Raw genomic sequence first — 16768 nt, 5'->3', positions numbered from 1 at the left:
AGCGGAGGGACCGTCCCTCCCCGCTTGCGCGAGGAGGGATTATTCGGCCGGTCAGCTGTTCTCCAGCTCCACGTTCAGACCCAGCGAGCGCATTTCCTTGATGAGAACGTTGAAGCTCTCGGGAATGCCCGCCTCGAAGCTGTCGTCGCCGCGCACGATGGCCTCGTAGACCTTGGTCCGGCCGGCCACGTCGTCGGACTTCACCGTCAGCATTTCCTGCAGGGTGTAGGCGGCGCCGTAGGCTTCCAGAGCCCAGACCTCCATCTCCCCGAAGCGCTGACCGCCGAACTGCGCCTTGCCGCCCAGCGGTTGCTGGGTGACCAGGGAGTACGGACCGATGGAGCGGGCGTGGATCTTGTCGTCGACCAGGTGGTGCAGCTTCAGCATGTAGATGTAGCCGACCGTGACCGGACGCTTGAACTGCTCGCCGGTCGTACCGTCATAGACGATCGACTGACCCGAACGCTCCAGACCAGCCTTCTCGAGCAGGTCCTCGATGTCCGAGATGTGCGCGCCGTCGAATACGGGCGTCGCGAACGGAACCCCCTTCGACAGGTTCTGCGCCAGCTCGATCAGCTCGTGCTCTTCCTGCGGCAGGGGGGTGTCTTCGCCGTAGATGCCGGTCAGATACTCGATCAGCGCCTGCTTCTGGCCGCCGCCCTGCCAGGCTTCCAACAGGCCAGCGATCTGCTTGCCAAGGCCCGCAGCCGCCCAACCGAGGTGGGTTTCGAAGATCTGGCCGATGTTCATGCGCGAGGGCACGCCCAGCGGGTTCAGAACGACGTCGACCGAGGTCCCGTCTTCCAGGTGCGGCATGTCCTCGATCGGCAGGATCTTGGAGATGACGCCCTTGTTGCCGTGACGACCGGCCATCTTGTCCCCGGGCTGAAGCTTGCGCTTCACGGCCACGAACACCTTGACCATCTTCATCACGCCGGGGGGCAGCTCGTCGCCGCGCTGCAGCTTCTCGACCTTGTCCTCGAAGCGACGGTCGAGCGCCTTGCGGGCGTCCTCGAACGACTTCTTCATCTGCTCCAGCTCGCCCATCGCCTTCTCGTCGTCGAGGGCGATCTGCCACCACAGGCCGCGCGACAGCTCGCCCAGCTTGGCTTCAGTGACTTCACCGCGGCCCAGGCCCTTGGGACCCGAGACGGCGTTCTTGTTCAGGACCAGCGGACGCAGGCGGCCGTAGACGTTGCGTTCCAGGATCGCGAGTTCGTCGTCGCGATCCTTGCCCAGGCGCTCGATCTCGTCGCGCTCGATCGACATGGCGCGTTCGTCCTTGTCGACGCCGTGACGGTTGAACACGCGCACGTCGACGATAGTGCCGGCGACGCCGGGCGGCAGACGCAGCGAGGTGTCGCGGACGTCCGAAGCCTTCTCGCCGAAGATGGCGCGCAGCAGCTTCTCTTCCGGGGTCATCGGGCTTTCGCCCTTCGGCGTCACCTTGCCGACCAGGATGTCGCCGGGCTGGACCTCGGCGCCGATGGCCACGATGCCGGCCTCGTCGAGGTTGCGCAGGGCTTCCTCGCCGACGTTCGGGATGTCGCGGGTGATTTCTTCCGGCCCGAGCTTCGTATCGCGCGCCATCACCTCGAACTCCTCGAGGTGGATCGAGGTGAAGACGTCGTCGCGCACGATGCGTTCCGAGATCAGGATCGAATCTTCGAAGTTGTAGCCATTCCAGGGCATGAACGCGACGAGCGCGTTCCGGCCCAGGGCCAGTTCGCCCAGGTCCGTTGAGGGACCGTCGGCAATCACGTCGCCGACCTTCACCTCATCGCCCACACGCACGATCGGGCGCTGGTTGATGCAGGTCGACTGGTTGGAGCGCTGGAACTTCGACAGGCGATAGATGTCGACGCCCGAACGGCTGGCATCCTGTTCGTTGGTCGCACGGACCACAATCCGGGTGCCGTCGATCTGTTCGACAACACCGTCGCGGCGAGCCACGACCACGGCGCCCGAGTCGCGGGCCACGACGGCTTCCATGCCCGTGCCGACCAGAGGCGCGTCCGACTGCACCAGAGGCACGGCCTGACGCTGCATGTTCGCGCCCATCAGGGCCCGGTTGGCGTCATCGTTTTCCAGGAACGGGATCAGGGCGGCGGCGACCGAGACGACCTGTTTCGGCGACACGTCCATCATGTCCACGTCAGCGCGGATCAGCAGCTGGGAGTCGCCGTTGATCCGGCCCGGGACCAGCTCCTCGACGATCATGCCGTCCTTCAGCTGAATGTTGGCCTGGGCGATCGTGTATTTCGACTCCTCCATGGCCGAGATGTAGACCACCTCGTCCAGGGCCTTGCCGTCCTTCACGCGACGGTACGGGCTCTCGATGAAGCCGTACTTGTTCACCCGGGCGTGGGTGGCCAGCGAGTTGATCAGGCCGATATTCGGGCCTTCCGGCGTTTCGATCGGGCAGATGCGGCCGTAGTGGGTCGGGTGCACGTCGCGCACTTCGAAGCCGGCGCGCTCGCGCGTCAGACCGCCAGGGCCAAGCGCCGAAAGGCGACGCTTGTGGGTGATTTCCGACAACGGGTTCGTCTGGTCCATGAACTGCGACAGCTGCGACGAGCCGAAGAATTCACGCACCGAGGCCGCGGCCGGCTTGGCGTTGATCAGGTCGTGCGGCATTACCGTGTCGATATCGACCGACGACATGCGCTCCTTGATGGCGCGTTCCATGCGCAGCAGGCCAACGCGGTACTGGTTTTCCAGCAGTTCGCCGACCGAACGGACCCGACGGTTGCCGAGGTTGTCGATGTCGTCGATCTCGCCGCGGCCGTCTTTCAGGCCGACGAGGATCTGCAGGACTTTCAGCACGTCGTCCTTCTGCAGGACGCGGGTCTCGTCGGACACTTCCGGCGTTTCCAGACGCATGTTCATCTTGACCCGGCCGACGGCCGACAGGTCGTAACGTTCGCTGTCGAAGAACAGCGAGTTGAACATGGCTTCCGCGGCTTCCGTGGTCGGCGGCTCGCCCGGACGCATGACGCGATAGACGTCGAACAGCGCATCGTCGCGGCCGGTGTTCTTGTCCACACGCAAAGTGTTGCGCATGTAGGCGCCGACCGTCACGTGGTCGATGTCCAGCACGTCGATGGTGGTGAAGCCACGCTCTTCGAGCAGCTCGATGATCGGAGCGTCAAGCTCGTCACCGGCCTCGGCGTAGATTTCGCCGGTCTCGTAGTTGACGGCGTCGGCGGCCAGGTAGCGGGTCACCAGGGCGTCAGCCGCCAGCGACAGCGACTTGGTCGTGTCGCCCAGCTTCTTGGCCGCACGGGCCGAGATCTTCTGGCCGGCCGAGGCGACGATCTCGCCGGTGTCGGCATCGACCAGGTCGAACTCGGGCTTCACGCCCTTCCAGCGATCCGCCTTGTAGGGGGTGACCCAGCCTTCGCCGCGCTTCTCGTAGGGAACGGTCTCGTAGAAGGTGCGCAGGATCTCCTCGCCGTCCATGCCCAGGGCATAGAGGAAGGTGGTCGCCGGCAGTTTGCGGCGACGGTCGATGCGCACGAACACCACGTCCTTGGCGTCGAACTCGAAGTCGAGCCACGAACCGCGGTACGGGATCACGCGGGCGGCGAACAGCAGCTTGCCCGACGAGTGGGTCTTGCCCTTGTCGTGGTCGAAGAAGACGCCCGGCGAGCGGTGCATCTGCGAAACGATCACCCGCTCGGTGCCGTTGACGATGAAGGTCCCCTTGTCCGTCATCAGGGGGATGTCCCCCATGTAGACGTCCTGTTCCTTGATGTCCTTGACCGAGCGCGCGCCGGTTTCCTCGTCCGCCTCAAACACGATCAGACGCAACTTGACCTTCAGCGGCGCGGCATAGGTCATGTCGCGCTGGATGCACTCCTCGACATCGTACTTGGGGTCCTCGAACTCGTAGGACACGTATTCCAGCACGGCGCGTTCGTTGAAGTCCTTGATCGGGAAGACCGACTTGAAGACCGCCTCGATGCCCTGCTCCTTGCGGACGCCCGGACGGACCTCACGCTGCAGGAACTGCTCATAGGAGGCGCGCTGAACCTCGATCAGGTTCGGCATGGCCACCGCTTCCGGGATACGCCCGAAGGACTTGCGGATGCGCTTCTTGCCGGTGAAGGTCGTGGCCGATGCGATCTGACCATTGATGGTGAGACCGTTCAGGACGTCAGTCATTCTGTTTTCCCATTCGCGGATCCGGGGGGAGACCACGCGCAAAATGCAGCAGCCACGGCGGTGCGAGCGGCACGCCGTGACAATCGGTTTCGGCCTCCACCCTCGACGCGCTTTCGCGGTCAGGAGGCCTGAAATCTGGTGAGCTCCCTGGGTAAGGAGCCACGCCTTCGCTCGGTCGGAGGGCGACGGACCGGGCCTCGGCGCTTTCGCGCAGACTCATGGGGAGTGTTGCGGAACGCGGACATATACGCGCTTCTCAGGCGAAATAAAGGCCCGCACTCCGATTTCCAGCATCTTCGCAAGAGCTTTTTCGACTGCTAGCGTCGCTCCATGAAAATCATCCCCATCTTCGTCGCTGCTGCCGCCCTCGCCGCCTGCGCCACCGCGCCGGAGCCTGTCGCCGTGGTCGACCCGACCGTCCACTCGACGCCCGCCGAGTACGAAGCCGGTCAGGCCGCCTACCTGGCCTGGAACGGCGCCCGTCGCGGCTGGACCACCACGGCCACCGGCCTCCAGTACTTCCGTGAAGGCACCGCCCACCCCGAGGGTGCCCAACCGACCGAGACCTCGACCGTCCGGGTCCACTACGAGGGGACCTTCATTGACGGCCGCAAGTTCGACTCCTCATACGACCGGGGCGAACCGGCCGAATTCCCGCTGAACCGGGTCATCAAGGGCTGGACCGAGGGAGTCGCCCTGATGCGGGTCGGCGAGACCTTCCATTTCGCCATCCCCGCCGACCTCGGCTACGGCGCCCGCTGGGTCGGCGGCGACGAACTGCCGCCCAACTCGACCCTGCTGTTCAAGGTCGAACTGCTGGAAGTGAAGTAGGCCAACTGACTCGAGGCTCACGATAATTCCCCTTGCATCCCCGCGAAGGCGGGGATGCAAGGATTTGAAGACAAGGCGCCGCTTGACGGACTGTCGCACCCGGCGCTCATGTGCCCGCCTGTTCATCTCCGGATTCCCAGCATCATGAAGCGTCTCGCCGTCTCCGCCTGTTTCGCGGCCCTCCTCCTCGCCTCGGCCTCGCCGACCTTCGCCCAGACGGCGCTCCAGACGCCTCCGACGCCCCAGCCCATCCCCGCCGTCGTCGATCGCGCCTGGCCCGGCGTCGTCCGCCTCGACGTCGACGCCACGGACCTGAACCGCCGCATCTATCGCGTGCGCGAGACCATTCCGGTCGAGGCCGCCGGCCCGATGACCCTGTTCTTCCCGGAATGGCTGCCCGGCAACCATGGCCCGGTCGGCCCGGTGACCCAGCTCGCCGGCCTGACCTTCACGGCCGGCGGCCAGCGCATCGAATGGGTGCGGGATGCGCTCAGCCCCTACGCCTTCCACATCGTCGTTCCGGCGGGCGCCACCGAACTGGTGGCCGAGTTCCAGCACCTGTCGCCGACAACCGGGGCCCAGGGCCGCATCACCATGACGGCCGAGATGCTCAACATCCAGTGGGAGAAGATGCTGCTCTACCCCGCCGGCCGCTTCCACCGGAACATCACCATCCAGGCCGGCGTCACCCTTCCCGAAGGCTGGGAATACGGCACGGCTCTCCGCCCCGACAGCTCGACCGGCGCCACCACCACCTTCCAGCCCGTCCCGCTCGACGTTCTCGTGGACAGCCCGATGTTCGTCGGCGACCACTATCGCCAGATCGACCTCGATCCCGGCGGCCGTTCGCCCGTCCTCCTCAACATCGTCGCCGACGCCGACGAAAACATCGCCCCGACAGACGAACAGATCGGCATCCTGCGCACCCTGGTCGTCCAGGCCGACCGCCTGTTCGGCACACGCCAGTACGACCACTATGATTTCCTCGTCGCCATGACCGATCGGATGGGCGGCATCGGGCTGGAGCATCACCGGTCGTCGGAGAACAGCGTCGATCCGGGCTTCTTCACCGACTGGGACAGCAAGCTCGGCGACCGCGACCTGCTGGCCCACGAATACACCCACTCCTGGGACGGCAAGTACCGCCGCCCGGCGGGCCAGGATGTCGCCAACTTCAACCTGCCCATGCAGAACGAACTTCTGTGGGTCTACGAGGGCCAGACCCAGTTCTGGGGCAAGGTTCTGGCCGCCCGCTCGGGCCTGCATAGCCGCCAACAGGCGCTGGACGCCCTGGCTATGGACGCCGCCACCTATGACAACACCGTCGGTCGCGAATGGCGGGCGATGCAGGACACGGTCAACGACCCGATTGTCTCCCAGCGCCGCCCGATCGGCTGGCGGTCCTGGCAGCGCAGCGAGGACTACTATGTCGAGGGCCAGCTGATCTGGCTCGACGCCGACACCCTGATCCGCGAGCAGACCAACGGCCGCAAGTCGCTCGACGACTTCGCCCGTGCCTTCTTCGGCGTCCAGGAGGGGAATTACGACGCGAACCCCTACACCTTCGAAACGGTCGTCGAGACGCTCAACGGCGTCATGGAACACGACTGGGCGACCTTCCTGCGCACCCGTCTCGACGGCCACGGCCCGGGCGCGCCGCTGGATGGTCTAACGCGCGGCGGCTACCGCCTCGTCTATACCGACACGATGAGCGACTATCAGAAGACGCTCTGGGCCGAGTACGGCCGCAACGACTTCATCTATTCGCTCGGCTTCATGACCGGCGCCGACAACACCCTCTCGAGCGTCCAGTGGAACAGCCCTGCCTTCGGACAGGGGCTGGCGATTGGCATGCAGATCATCGCCGTCAACGGCGAGGTCGCCTCCGCCGCCACCCTTCGCGCCGCCGTTACCGCCGCCAAGGGCGCCGACCAGAAGATAGAACTCATCGTCCGCGACGGAACCCGCTACCGCACCGTGGCCTTCGACTATCACGAGGGCCTGAAATACCCGCATCTGGAGCGGATCGAAGGCGCCCCCGACCGGCTCGGCGACCTGTTCACGGCAAGGCGGCGGTAATCCGACGGATCTGATTCTCCCTCCCCCTCGGGGGAGGGTGGTCGAAACGCAGCGGAGACCGGGTGGGGCGGCAAGGCAAAACCTAAAGCTGCGTGTCCGCATCGCTATGCCGCCCCCACCCCTTCGCTACGCGAGGCCCCTCCCCCTGGTGGGAGGAGACAGGTCGCCCCTTGCCCCTCCCCCCAATCCGCCGTTAATCCAGGTCAGCCGGCCGGGCGTTGACCGGCCGCCAGCCACGGCGACGACACCCGCATGAGCCCTTCCCGCAACGACAATCTGGAAGCGGCGCTGGCGCGGGTTTTCGAGGATCAGAACACCAGGGCCAGCTGGTTCGCCCTGACCGGCGGAGAACTGCTCTTCTCGGCCGGGGACGAGCCAGACAGCCTCTATCTGGTTCGGTCCGGCCGCCTCGGCGTCTTCCGTCAGGACGAGGATCAGCCGCCCCAGTTCCTCGGCGTCATTAAGCCCGGGGAGCCGGTCGGCGAAATGGCCCTGATCGCCGGTACGCCGCATTCGGCCAGCGTCGTCGCCCTGCGCGATTCCGAGATCCTGGCCCTCCCGCGCGACGTCTTCTTCGAGGCCGTCCGCACCCACCCCGACGTCATGATCGAGCTGTCCCGGCTGATGCTGCGCCGGGCCCGCGAGCGCGCGCCGGGCGTCACCGAACCCAGTGTCTTCGGCTTCATCTCGGTGCGTGGCCGCCCCATCCGCCCCTTCGTCGACCGCCTCACCGCCGCCGTCGAGGCCCAGGGCCACACCTGCCAGGTCATCGACCACTCAGCCCTGTCCTCGGTTTCCGAATGGTTCTCGCGCATGGAGGACAGCCACGACTTCGTCCTCTACGTCGCCGAACTGGATGAGCCGTCCTGGGCCAATCTCTGCGCGCGCCAGGTCGATCGATTATTCCTCATCGGAGACGCCCTGACAGCGCCGCCGGCCAACATCCCGATCCGCACCGCCCACGGCCTGCAGCAGTTCACCGACCTGATCCTGCTGCGCGACCCCCGCATGCGCCGCCCGGCCAACACAGCCGTCTGGCTGGACGCCATCAACCCCGGCCGCTGGTTCCACGCGATCGAGGGCGACGCGGCGGACGCCGCCCGTATCGCCCGGATCATCACCGGGCGGGCCGTGGGTCTGGTCCTGTCCGGCGGCGGCGCCCGCGCCTATGCCCATATCGGCGCCGTCAGCGCCCTGCATGAGGCTGGGGTGCGGTTCGACTTTCTGGGCGGTTCATCCATGGGCGCCGTCATCGCCGCCGGCCCCGCCCTGGGCTGGACCGACGAGGAGCTGGACGCCCGCATCCGGACCGCCTTTGTCCGCTCCGATCCCCTGTCGGACCTCGCCTTCCCGATCATCGCCATGACCCGCGCCGGCAAGGTCGCCCGCCTGCTTCAGGACGCCTATGGCGAGATCGACATCGCCGACATGCCCCTGCCCTTCTTCGCCGTCTCGTCGAACCTGACGAGCGGCCGGATCGAGGTGCACCGTCGGGGCCTGCTGCGCCGGGCCATGCGCGCCTCCATCTCCATCCCCGGGGTCATGCCGCCAGTCGTCATCGACGGCCAGGTGCTGGTCGACGGCGCCGTGATCAAGAATTTCCCCACCGACGTCATGCGCCAGATGAATGCGGGCCCGATCATCGGCGTCGACATGTCCCAGACCCGCGGCGTCGATCCCGCGACCCTGGCCAACCCGCCATCCTGGTGGCGCTGGATCGTCTCCGGAGCCTGGAAGAAGGGCCCGCCGATCGTCTCGGTGCTCATGCGCTCGGCGACCATCACCACGGACGCCGACATGGAGAGTTCGCGAGCCGACACGGATCTGTTGATCCTGCCCGAACCCGACGGCTCCGACATCCGCGACTGGAAGGTTTACGACCCTGTAGTCGCGGCCGGCCATGCGGCTGCGGTCAAGGCCCTGGCGAAGCTGGAAGGGCCGATCGAGACCCTCCGCCAGCGCGCCGACGTGACGGCCTCGCCCCTGGACCAGAGCGAGTCAGAACCGGCCGTGGCCTGATTGGGAGAGCGGACCTTCAGGTCCGCATTTCGCGGCGCAGGCGGACCTGCAGGTCCGCGTTCCGAACCCATCGATGCTGTGAAGGAATGGTACCGCCTCTCAGGCTTGAACTGAGGACCTCCGGTTCCACAAACCGGCGCTCTAACCAACTGAGCTAAGGCGGCGCAGCGGCCCCCCCGAATGTCGGCCGATCGAAGATCGGACCGTGGGAGGGGCGACGCGAGGCGCGTGTCTAGCGTCGCGGGAGACGACGATCAAGACCGCTTCGGCGCCTCTAGCCTATCCGGCAACGAAAAACGCCCCGAGGTCTCCCTCGGGGCGCATTCGCTGGTCCGTTTCCGGGCCATGTTCTAGTCCGGCAGGTTGAACCTGACGGTGAAGCGAACCGTACCCCCGGTGGCCACGCCATCGACCGAACGGGGCGACAGACGGGCACTGCGGGCCGCAGCCAGAGCAGCGCGACCGAAGCCGGCGCCCGACGGCGTTTCCGAGACGATCGAGCATCCGGAGACGCTGCCGTTCGGGTTGACGGTGCAGCTCAGATCGGCGCTGCCCGACAGACCGCGCTCGAGAGCACGATCCGGATAGCTCGGGCGGGGCTGCGAGGCCCAGCTCGGGTTCGTGATCACCGGCGGACGAACCGGAGCCGGCGGAGCCGGCGGCGGCGGAGGTCCGGGGACGATCACGGGCGGACCCCGATACTCGACCCGGTCTTCCTTCTTCGTCGGCTCGATCGGAAGCGTGATCGGCGGCGGAGGCGCCAGGGTGTTGATCACCGGCGGACGGACCTGCAGCTTGGGCGGCGGCGGGGTGTCCGGCGGTGGCGGAGGCGGCGGGGGCGGCGGGGGCGGCGGGATCGGTTCGACGATCTCGACGTCCACGGCGTCGTCCGAATACTCCTGGATGCGCAGCTCGAACTTGGTCTTCTGCAAGTAGAAGATCATGATCGCGAAGAGGACCGTAACGGTCGACAAGGCGATCAGCCAAACGCCAGGGGAGACCCCCATGAAACCCTTCTTGCGAGGGGCGTCATAGCGGCTGCGATGATACTCAACGGGTGTGTCTGTCATCGTCAACCTCCCGGCGGCGTCGAGTTGTCTTCGCCGACCAGGGCGACGCTGTAGAAGCCGTTGTCCTGCAGGGCGTTCATGACCTGCATGAAGTCGCCATACCGGGTCTGCTGGTCGCCACGGATGAAGATACGTTCTTCTTCCGGGTTACGCGTGCGGATCAGGCGCCGCAGATCGTCCCCAAGCTGTTCGGGGCTGCTGCGTCCGTCGCCGATGAAGACGTCACCATCGTTCTGGATGGAGATGAACACCGGCTTGGGAGGATTCTCCTGCGGCGGGGCCACGGCCGTCGGCAGCTTCACCTCGACCGACACGGTGGCGAGAGGCGCCGCCACCATGAAGATGATGAGGAGAACCAGCATGATATCAACGAATGGCGTGACGTTGATGTCGCTCTGCTGCTCGACGTTATACTTGCCGCCGCCGCCGCCTGAAAGTTTGGCGGCCATCCGTCTTACGCTCCCTTGTCGAGTTGACGCGAGATGGCGTTGACCAGTTCGGCGTTGAAGCCGTCCGAGCGCGTGCCGTACGCCGAGATGCGGGTGTTGAAGTAGTTATAGAAGATAACGGCCGGGATAGCGGCGAACAGGCCGATACCGGTGGCGAGCAGGGCCTCGGCGATACCCGGGGCGACGACGGCCAGGTTGGTCGTGTTCGACTGGGCGATACCGATGAAGGAGTTCATGATGCCGTAGACGGTGCCGAACAGACCCACGAACGGGCCGGTCGAACCGGTCGAGGCGAGGAACTGCTGACCGCCCGAGAGGCGGGCGGCGAGGCCGGCCTGAACTGCGGCAACGGCTTGTTGAGCGCGCAGCAGAGCCGAATCGCTGTGGTCGCCGTGGACATTCAGACCCGCCTGACGGGACAGTTCGATTTCTTCGGTGGCCGCGGCGGCCATGTCGGCCAGCGGGTTGCCGTCGAACTCGTCGGCGGTGGCGACCCGACGCATGTCAGCGATCGTGCGGGCGCCGCGGAAGGCTTCCAGGAACTGGTCGGTCTTGCGGTTCAGACCGCCGAACTCGATCAGCTTGATGAGCAGCAGGGTCCAGGAGAAGATCGAGGCCAGCAGCAGGCCGATCATGACGATCTTAACGACGATGCCGGCTTCCATGAACATGGAGATCGGCGTGATGTCGCCGCCGTGTCCGCCCGAGACCGCATCGCCGACCGATTCCGGATCGGCTTCAGCGACGGGAGCGGCCGGGGCCGGGGTGGTGGCGGCCGGAGCGGCAGCAGCGGCGGCAGGAGCCGCAGTCGCGTCAGGGGCTGCCGGGGCTTGCGCCAGAGCCGGCGAGCCCGCCATCAGGACGGCGGCGCCGGCCAGGGCGAGAAGGGTGTTGGTCTTAATCATGTGTCGCCAGTTCCTGCTTTTTTGGTCTGACTCGTGGAACCCAGGATCGGAGCGCGTCAGGGGCGCTCCGCCCTCTATGAAATCGGTTGTGTCCCGCCGATCGGCCGGATGGCCAACTGCGGAACGCCTTCTGTCGCATCCGGTTGCTCGAGAGCACCATCGGCGGGTTGGTCGAAGCCTTGGAGCACGAGGCCCGGCGGGCGTTCGGCCGCTCACGCAAAGAAAGCGGTCAAGCTCCTTTGGCGAACCGATAACAGAGCGTCAAGGCTTCAGAGGTGCTTTTCGCCCCGCGGGCGAGCCCCCGGGCCGAATCCCCGCAATGTCTTACCACTGCTGCATTTCGGCGTTAGGTTAATCGACCCCGCCATGCCGAAACGGAATCGAAGCCTTACGTTTGGGAATGGTCGGCTCTTCCGCTTGGGAAGGATGGTGCCTGGAGGCGGGTTCGAACCACCGACACATGGATTTTCAATCCATTGCTCTACCAGCTGAGCTATCCAGGCCACGCGTCAAAACGCGAGAGGCGGGTCTATAGGCGAGCCGAAACGGGGTGTCCAGAGCAGGATCGAGCGGAGATCAGTCTTCGTTTTCGGGATCGGCGTCGGGGACGCCCTCGCCCGTGTCCGGCAGGACGTAGGACCCCACCAGCCAGCGCTGCAGGTCCACATCGGCGCAGCGCTTCGAACAGAAAGGCCTGTAGGCCTCGGCGGCCGGATTCTTGCGGCAGATCGGACAGGTCGCCATTGGTTCAGCCCTCCTCGACCATGAAACGCCCGGCCGCGAGGACGGCGTCCGCCTTCAGCGCCGCACGGGGTCCAAGCCGCGCGATCAACGGCGCGGCGGCGGCGGCCTCGTCCGGGCTGCATCGGGCGGTGAAGCGCGGCGTGGCGGTGTCGGACAACATGGCGTGCCTCAGGGATCGCGCGACATCGATCGCCCGCGTGGTGACGGACCGCCGTCCGCCCGCTTCCAGCAAGATCTCTTCCACCGGCCGCGTCCGCCACGGCAGGGCCAGTTGCAGCAGGCCGAACCGGCTTAGGGGCCCCAGCGTCGCGTCGTCGCCGGCGAAGGCCGTCTTCGCCATCTCCGTGACCTGCGCCGGATCCAGCGTCGTTCCCACCAGATCGACGGCGACCAGCCCGCCCCAGCCGCTCAGCCGGATCATCCGCGCCGCCTGGTTCAGACCCTGTCGATTGGCCTGCGCCCGCCCCTTGCGCGCATCGCGTCCCGGCAGGTGTGTATAGTCTATGTCCACTGCGATCAGCGCCCGCATCCTCTGCACCGCGAGGTCCAGCGCCCATTCGGCGAAGACCTCCCCCGACCCCAGCGCCTCTTCCTCGGCGTCCCAACTGGCCTGGATCGCCGCCACGCCCCGAATCGGCTCGACCCCGGTGGCAGCGCAGCGCAGCCGCTCGATGACATCTGGTCCGGGCGCAATCAGCCGGGGTTTCCCCTCCCCCTCCCCCGCGCCGAGCCGCTTCAGCGCCGGCCCCTTGGCTTCGCGCCGTTCCGCCGTCACCTCGACCTCGACAATTTCGCCGGCGTTCAGGCCTTCGCCCTTGCCGAGCGGCAGGAACCCGGACGGGCCTTCGCATCCCAGGTCGATGAATGCGGCGCGGAAGGCGGCATCGGCCTCGATTACCCGCCCGACGCTACGCGCGCCCAGCCGATGCTGAGGCGGATCGTCTTCTCGCTGGATAAGCAGGCGTTCGAACCGGCCGTCCCGCGCCACGACGCCCCTGACCTCGCCCGGCGTGTCGTCCAGAAAGGTCTCGACCTCGCTCATCTGCGCCAGCCGGCGCCCGCCAGCAGGTTGACCGTCTCCGGCAGGGGCAGGCCCATCACCGCCGGATGACTGCCGATGATCTTCAGCACGAAGGCGGCCGCCGGCCCCTGGATACCATAGCCCCCGGCCTTGCCCTTCCAGTCGCCCCCGGCGACGTAGTCCGCGATCTCGGAGTCCGACAGCCGCTTGATGGCTACCCTCGTGTCCACGACCCGGTGCCTTACGGTCTCGCCTGCGGCCACAGCCACCCCGGTGAAGACCCGGTGATTCCGTCCCGACATCAGGCGCAGGAATTTCTCGGCCTCAACCGCATCGGCGGGTTTCTCCAGCAGCCGGCGCCCCACGGCCACCACCGTATCGGCGGCCAGGACGACGGCGTCGGGCGCCCGCGCCGCGACGGCCTGCGCCTTGGTCCGGGCCAGCCGCACGGCCAGCCGCGAAGGCGTCTCGTCCTTCAGCGGGGTCTCGTCGATGTCAGCGGGATCGATACGATCGGGGGTGATCCCGATCAGCGCCAGCAATTCGATGCGGCGCGGGCTGGCCGAGGCCAGCACCAGTTCAGCACGGGCCATGCAGCCCCGTCCTTATTTGAAGCGATAGGTGATGCGGCCCTTGGTCAGGTCATAGGGCGTCATCTCGACCAGGACCTTGTCCCCGGCCAGCACGCGGATGCGGTTCTTGCGCATCTTGCCGGCGGTGTGGGCGATGATTTCGTGGTCGTTCTCGAGCGTCACGCGGAACGTGGCATTCGGCAACAGTTCGCTGACCGTACCGGGAAACTCGAGCAGTTCTTCCTTAGCCATGCGGCCTCTCGCGCCCTTGAATACGAATCAAGGCCCGCGCCGGACGAAAGCGCGAGCCGTAAGAAGTCGGCGCTAATGCACCAAAACCGGCGGCTAGTCGAGTTCAACCCCGCCGATACAACGCGCACACCAGCGTAAACAGCCGTCGCGCCGTCTCGTGGTCGATCTGGACCTTGCCGTCCAGCCGGGCTTTCAGCAGTTCGGCGCCTTCGTTGTGCAGCCCCCGCCGGCCCATGTCGACGGCCTCGATCTGGCTGGCCGACGACCCGCGCAGCGCCTCGTAATAGCTGTCGCAGATCATCAAATAGTCCTTCAGCACGCTCTTCAGCGGCGTCAGGCTCAGGGCATAGGTCCGCGTGTAATCCACCCCGGTGATGTCGAAGACCAGCCGGTTGTCCTGCAGCGACAGCTTCAGGCCATAGGGTCCGCCTTCCGACCCTTCGGGCTCGAACGAGTTCTTCTCGATCAGGTCGAAGATGGCGACGCGGCGCTCGTGCTCGATCTCCGCCGTCGCCGACGGCAGGGTCACCTCGTCCAGATCGACGGAGGCCAGGCGATGATCGCTCACGGCTCCATCCCTGCCGAGGGCGCGTCCAGGTGAGTCGGGGCGACCCGGGCGGGCCAGCGTTCCGAAAGATCGGTCACCACCGCGTCCAGGCATTCGACGTCGACCCTCAGGTCCCCGCCGCCGGCGAACATCAAAATGGCCCGACCGCCCGGCGCCTCACCCTCGAAGAAGTGGATCGCCAGCAGTTCAAGCGGCGCGTCGGGCAGCCTCGGCAGGCCCCGGCTCTTGACCGCGAGCACGTCGCCGAACTGCATCGCGGCCCTCACACGCGTCCCGCCGCACTCCCAGCAGAACCGGCTCAGCTCGATCGTCAGCCGCCTCGCGCCCTTTTCCCAGACGATGTCGGCCGGCCTCAGGATCGCGTCCTGCAGCGCCGCCGAAATGATCGCCAGGTCCTCGCCGTCCTCGGCCAGCAGCCGCAGGGGCTCATTGGCGCCGCCGCTCTGGGTGCGGATCGCCTCCTGCGCGTCCCATTCGAGGGCTTCAGTGGTCATCGCCCGGTCCTTCCACGGGCGGGCCTTTGACCCGCCGGATGTCCGCCCCGCATGCGCCGAGCTTCTCTTCCAAACGCTCGAACCCGCGATCCAGATGATAAACCCGACCGATATTGGTTTCACCTTCCGCGACCAGACCCGCGATGACCAGGCTGACGGAGGCTCTAAGGTCCGTCGCCATGACCGGCGCACCCTTTAGTTTCTCGACACCCGTGACATGCGCCTCGCCCGCGTGGACCGAAATTTCGGCACCCAGACGCATCAGCTCGGGCGCGTGCATGAACCGGTTCTCGAAAATGTTCTCGTGGATGACGCTGACACCGTCGGCCGTGGTCATCAGGGCCATGAACTGGGCCTGCAGGTCGGTGGCGAACCCCGGATAGACCTCGGTCGCCACATTGACGGCCTTTAGCCGCTGCGCCGGATCGCGCTTCACGATCACCCCGTCCTCGGTCGGGATGATCTCGACGCCCGCCTCGACCATCCGGTCGGTCAGGGCCGTGATCAGCTCCGGCCGGCTCCGGGTCAGCCGCACCTCGCCCCCGGCCATAGCGGCGGCGCAGGCGTAGGAGCCCATCTCGATCCGGTCGGGAATCACCGACCATTCGCCGCCGTTCAGCGAGGTCACGCCCTCGATCGTCAGGGTGTCGGTGTCGATCCCCTCGATCTTCGCGCCCATCATCACCAGACAGCTGGCGAGGTCGCCGATTTCCGGCTCCCGCGCCGCCCGCCTCAGGACCGTCGTTCCCCGCGCCAAGGTCGCCGCCATCAGCGTGTGTTCGGTCGCGCCGACCGAGACGAACGGAAACTCGATCTCGGCACCGATCAGCCCCCTGGGCGCCGTGGCGGAGACATAGCCCTCGTCCAGCTCGATCAGCGCCCCCAGACGGGTCAGGGCGTCGATATGCAGGTCGACCGGCCGCGCCCCGATGGTGCAGCCGCCCGGCAGGGACACCTTGGCATGCCCCGTGCGCGCCAGCAGCGGGCCCAGGACGTTGAACGACGCCCGCATCTGGCGAACCAGATCGTAGGGCGCAAAGCTCGACGTGATTTCCCTGGCGTCAAACAGGGTTTCCTGATCGGCGCCATAGCCGTTCTCGGTCACTGTGATGCCGAACTGCTGCAGCAGCCGGCCGAGGAATTTCGTGTCCGCCAGCCGCGGCATGTTTGTCAGCAGCAGTGTCTGGTCGGTCAGGATCGACGCCGCCATCAGCTTGATGGCCGAGTTCTTGGCGCCGCTGACCGGAATCGAGCCGTGAAGCGGACCGTTGCCGTGAACCGTGATGCTGTCCATGTCGTCCCTGAACGTCCGCAGGGAAAAAGGAGGGCCCGGCGAGCCGGCTATCTAGCGCGGTCGCCCCGTGTCGCGAAAGGGCCTGTCACCAACCGTGACCATTCTCCAGGGACCGCGCGCCCTCTGCCGGCGGGAGAGGGAAACCACCCTAGGTGATGTGGACAAAGTGGATTCCCAAATCAGCTGATCGCTGATTCAAGGCTGTTCTTTGCGGAGAGCAGCCATGGTTCGTGGTTTGATGTCGGATGCGGAGTGGGCGTTCTTCGAGCCGTTCGTGGTCGAGAAGGGTCCGAGGCGAGGGCG

The 16768-nt window shown here is 66.4% G+C and carries 14 protein-coding genes and 2 tRNA genes; 3 read left to right on the top strand and 13 right to left on the bottom strand.

Features of this window, described 5'->3' with window-relative positions; translation table 11 throughout:
* Positions 1 to 51 precede the first annotated feature (51 nt).
* A complete protein-coding gene (gene rpoB / locus ACP7AU_RS00080) occupies positions 52 to 4167 on the bottom strand; it encodes a DNA-directed RNA polymerase subunit beta (RefSeq protein ID WP_425987551.1) in 4116 nt (1371 codons plus the stop codon).
* A 330-nt stretch (positions 4168 to 4497) separates the two neighbouring features.
* On the opposite strand from rpoB, the gene ACP7AU_RS00075 reads away from it, so the two are divergent.
* From ACP7AU_RS00075 to ACP7AU_RS00065, 3 genes are all read left to right on the top strand, one after another.
* Positions 4498 to 4998: an FKBP-type peptidyl-prolyl cis-trans isomerase gene (locus ACP7AU_RS00075; protein WP_426034975.1), complete on the top strand. Its 501-nt coding sequence runs from the start codon at positions 4498 to 4500 to the stop codon at positions 4996 to 4998.
* Positions 4999 to 5142: 144 nt separating this feature from the next.
* Entirely contained in the window at positions 5143 to 7077 is a 1935-nt protein-coding gene (locus ACP7AU_RS00070) for a M61 family metallopeptidase (RefSeq protein ID WP_426050146.1), read from the top strand.
* A 252-nt stretch (positions 7078 to 7329) separates the two neighbouring features.
* The gene (locus ACP7AU_RS00065; protein ID WP_426050145.1) at positions 7330 to 9096 is read left to right on the top strand and encodes a patatin-like phospholipase family protein; all 1767 of its coding nucleotides are present in this window, start codon (positions 7330 to 7332) and stop codon (positions 9094 to 9096) included.
* An 87-nt stretch (positions 9097 to 9183) separates the two neighbouring features.
* On the opposite strand, the gene ACP7AU_RS00060 is transcribed toward ACP7AU_RS00065, so the two are convergent.
* From ACP7AU_RS00060 to murA, 12 genes are all read right to left on the bottom strand, one after another.
* Positions 9184 to 9260 (bottom strand) — tRNA-His (locus tag ACP7AU_RS00060).
* Positions 9261 to 9446: 186 nt separating this feature from the next.
* On the bottom strand, positions 9447 to 10166 hold the full coding sequence (locus ACP7AU_RS00055; RefSeq protein ID WP_426034943.1) for a TonB family protein: 720 nt from the start codon (positions 10164 to 10166) through the stop codon (positions 9447 to 9449).
* Between the two features lie 2 nt (positions 10167 to 10168).
* Positions 10169 to 10615, bottom strand: a complete 447-nt coding sequence (locus ACP7AU_RS00050) for a biopolymer transporter ExbD (RefSeq protein ID WP_426034941.1) — start codon at positions 10613 to 10615, stop codon at positions 10169 to 10171.
* Positions 10616 to 10620: 5 nt separating this feature from the next.
* On the bottom strand, positions 10621 to 11520 hold the full coding sequence (gene exbB, locus ACP7AU_RS00045) for a tonB-system energizer ExbB (protein ID WP_426050144.1): 900 nt from the start codon (positions 11518 to 11520) through the stop codon (positions 10621 to 10623).
* Positions 11521 to 11947: 427 nt separating this feature from the next.
* Positions 11948 to 12023, bottom strand: a tRNA-Phe gene (locus ACP7AU_RS00040).
* Between the two features lie 73 nt (positions 12024 to 12096).
* Positions 12097 to 12264 carry a DNA gyrase inhibitor YacG gene (locus ACP7AU_RS00035; RefSeq protein ID WP_303697036.1) on the bottom strand — a complete coding sequence of 56 codons (168 nt, stop codon included), beginning with the start codon at positions 12262 to 12264 and terminating at the stop codon, positions 12097 to 12099.
* A gap of 4 nt (positions 12265 to 12268) precedes the next feature.
* Positions 12269 to 13306 (bottom strand): ribonuclease E/G, encoded by a 1038-nt coding sequence (locus ACP7AU_RS00030; RefSeq protein WP_426050143.1) that lies wholly within the window; start codon positions 13304 to 13306, stop codon positions 12269 to 12271.
* Positions 13303 to 13878 (bottom strand): Maf family protein, encoded by a 576-nt coding sequence (locus ACP7AU_RS00025; protein WP_426034935.1) that lies wholly within the window; start codon positions 13876 to 13878, stop codon positions 13303 to 13305. Before ACP7AU_RS00025 ends, ACP7AU_RS00030 begins: the two co-directional genes overlap by 4 nt.
* Before the next feature lie 12 nt (positions 13879 to 13890).
* Positions 13891 to 14109, bottom strand: coding sequence for a translation initiation factor IF-1 (infA, locus tag ACP7AU_RS00020; RefSeq protein WP_008261544.1), 219 nt, complete (start codon positions 14107 to 14109; stop codon positions 13891 to 13893).
* Positions 14110 to 14212: 103 nt separating this feature from the next.
* Positions 14213 to 14677 (bottom strand): UPF0262 family protein, encoded by a 465-nt coding sequence (locus ACP7AU_RS00015; RefSeq protein ID WP_426034933.1) that lies wholly within the window; start codon positions 14675 to 14677, stop codon positions 14213 to 14215.
* Positions 14674 to 15171, bottom strand: a complete 498-nt coding sequence (locus ACP7AU_RS00010) for a DUF2948 family protein (protein WP_426034931.1) — start codon at positions 15169 to 15171, stop codon at positions 14674 to 14676. The genes ACP7AU_RS00015 and ACP7AU_RS00010 overlap by 4 nt, the downstream gene beginning before the upstream one ends.
* Positions 15161 to 16465, bottom strand: a complete 1305-nt coding sequence (murA, locus tag ACP7AU_RS00005; RefSeq protein ID WP_426050142.1) for a UDP-N-acetylglucosamine 1-carboxyvinyltransferase — start codon at positions 16463 to 16465, stop codon at positions 15161 to 15163. The genes ACP7AU_RS00010 and murA overlap by 11 nt, the downstream gene beginning before the upstream one ends.
* Positions 16466 to 16768 lie beyond the last annotated feature (303 nt).

Source organism: Brevundimonas sp. SL161, assembly GCF_049896985.1.
In the GTDB taxonomy this organism is placed as follows: Bacteria; Pseudomonadota; Alphaproteobacteria; order Caulobacterales; family Caulobacteraceae; genus Brevundimonas.
The sequence above is the reverse complement of the archived record's forward strand: the minus strand, read 5'-3'. Positions and strand labels throughout refer to the sequence as shown.

Bases quoted from the DNA above. Each gene is read 5' to 3' on its own strand.
- murA (WP_426050142.1), bottom strand. From the start codon at position 16,465: ATGGACAGCATCACGGTTCACGGCAACGGTCCGCTTCACGGCTCGATT.
- ACP7AU_RS00030 (WP_426050143.1), bottom strand. From the start codon at position 13,306: ATGAGCGAGGTCGAGACCTTTCTGGACGACACGCCGGGCGAGGTCAGG.
- ACP7AU_RS00055 (WP_426034943.1), bottom strand. From the start codon at position 10,166: ATGACAGACACACCCGTTGAGTATCATCGCAGCCGCTATGACGCCCCT.
- ACP7AU_RS00065 (WP_426050145.1), top strand. From the start codon at position 7,330: ATGAGCCCTTCCCGCAACGACAATCTGGAAGCGGCGCTGGCGCGGGTT.
- ACP7AU_RS00035 (WP_303697036.1), bottom strand. From the start codon at position 12,264: ATGGCGACCTGTCCGATCTGCCGCAAGAATCCGGCCGCCGAGGCCTAC.
- ACP7AU_RS00075 (WP_426034975.1), top strand. From the start codon at position 4,498: ATGAAAATCATCCCCATCTTCGTCGCTGCTGCCGCCCTCGCCGCCTGC.
- ACP7AU_RS00070 (WP_426050146.1), top strand. From the start codon at position 5,143: ATGAAGCGTCTCGCCGTCTCCGCCTGTTTCGCGGCCCTCCTCCTCGCC.
- exbB (WP_426050144.1), bottom strand. From the start codon at position 11,520: ATGATTAAGACCAACACCCTTCTCGCCCTGGCCGGCGCCGCCGTCCTG.
- ACP7AU_RS00025 (WP_426034935.1), bottom strand. From the start codon at position 13,878: ATGGCCCGTGCTGAACTGGTGCTGGCCTCGGCCAGCCCGCGCCGCATC.
- ACP7AU_RS00010 (WP_426034931.1), bottom strand. From the start codon at position 15,171: ATGACCACTGAAGCCCTCGAATGGGACGCGCAGGAGGCGATCCGCACC.
- rpoB (WP_425987551.1), bottom strand. From the start codon at position 4,167: ATGACTGACGTCCTGAACGGTCTCACCATCAATGGTCAGATCGCATCG.
- ACP7AU_RS00050 (WP_426034941.1), bottom strand. From the start codon at position 10,615: ATGGCCGCCAAACTTTCAGGCGGCGGCGGCGGCAAGTATAACGTCGAG.
- infA (WP_008261544.1), bottom strand. From the start codon at position 14,109: ATGGCTAAGGAAGAACTGCTCGAGTTTCCCGGTACGGTCAGCGAACTG.